The organism is Streptomyces flavotricini, from assembly GCF_020639365.1.
Classification (GTDB): domain Bacteria; phylum Actinomycetota; class Actinomycetes; order Streptomycetales; family Streptomycetaceae; genus Streptomyces; species Streptomyces flavotricini.
In genome coordinates this window covers 1-922 of sequence record NZ_JAINUL010000005.1, presented here as the reverse complement: position 1 = coordinate 922, position 922 = coordinate 1, and the positions used below count along the sequence as shown (strand labels likewise).

Annotated in this window: 1 protein-coding gene and 1 pseudogene; one reads left to right on the top strand and one right to left on the bottom strand. The window is 69.3% G+C overall.

Going from position 1 to position 922, the window contains the following annotated elements; genetic code table 11:
• Window positions 1-118 (top strand): annotated as a pseudogene (locus K7B10_RS40055) (DUF2267 domain-containing protein); the annotation flags it as partial.
• Between the two features lie 72 nt (window positions 119-190).
• Here the strand turns inward: K7B10_RS40055 and K7B10_RS40050 are convergent.
• Window positions 191-364 carry a CsbD family protein gene (locus tag K7B10_RS40050; RefSeq protein ID WP_229345894.1) on the bottom strand — a complete coding sequence of 58 codons (174 nt, stop codon included), beginning with the start codon at window positions 362-364 and terminating at the stop codon, window positions 191-193.
• Window positions 365-922 lie beyond the last annotated feature (558 nt).

Sequence of the window (922 nt, the reverse complement as noted above, 5' to 3'; positions counted from 1 at the left end):
CGTCACCCGCCTCGCCGGCCCCGACCTCCTCACCCGAATCCTGCACCAGCTCCCCGACGGCTACGCCCTCCTCTTCGGCCAAGCCGAACTGCGCCGGACCGAGCCCGCCGCCGCCTGACCCACGCTGCCTGCGCGCGGTCATACGTCAGGTCCGGGACCATCCCGCGGTCCCGGACCTGCCGTATGGCGATCAGTGCTTGAAGACGTCCTTGACCTTCTCCTTGGCCTCGCGGGCGTCGCCCTTGGCCTGCTCTGCGTGGCCCTCGGTGGTCAGCCGCTCGTTGCCCGTCAGGCGGCCGGCGGTTTCCTTGAGCTTGCCCTTGGCCTGCTCACCCTTCGCTTCGGCCTTCTGCTCACCAGACACAGCTGATCACTCCCTCTTCGCTGGAAACGCCTTACGCAACCCCGCATGGCCGCTGAGGGCTGCCGTAAACGGGCCGGCGGCGACAGAGCCGCGCTACGGCGGCGCGCTAGCGGGGGAGGGAAGCGCGGACTGTCTTGCCGCCTTCGGGCCCGGGGGTGACGACCGTGGCGAGGGCCAGGTCGTTGGCACGTGCCAGCCGAATCCCTCTGTCCCGTCGATGAGGTCGGGGGTCCGCGTCCGCGGTATCCGCGGGCTGGGATTTTCGACGGCGACCTCGATGCAGCTGGGGTGCGCGGTCAGCGTGCCGGCCTGCTCCGGCCCGATGGTCAGCTGGCCAAGGGATTCGCGGAACGCCCGGGCGGCCTGGCGCGCCCCGGCGACGGCGGACAGAGAGTGAAGGGCTGTGCGCTCGGCGCTCATCGTGGTCATCGTGCGCTCCGGGCGATTACCTCAGGGGCGTGCACAGGAAAATCTATGTCGGCTGGAGTAGACATTGGGTGGCAGCCTGGCTATGGTTTCTCTCGTAACCCAGTCAAGAAGGGCCCGGCAGGGACGAAC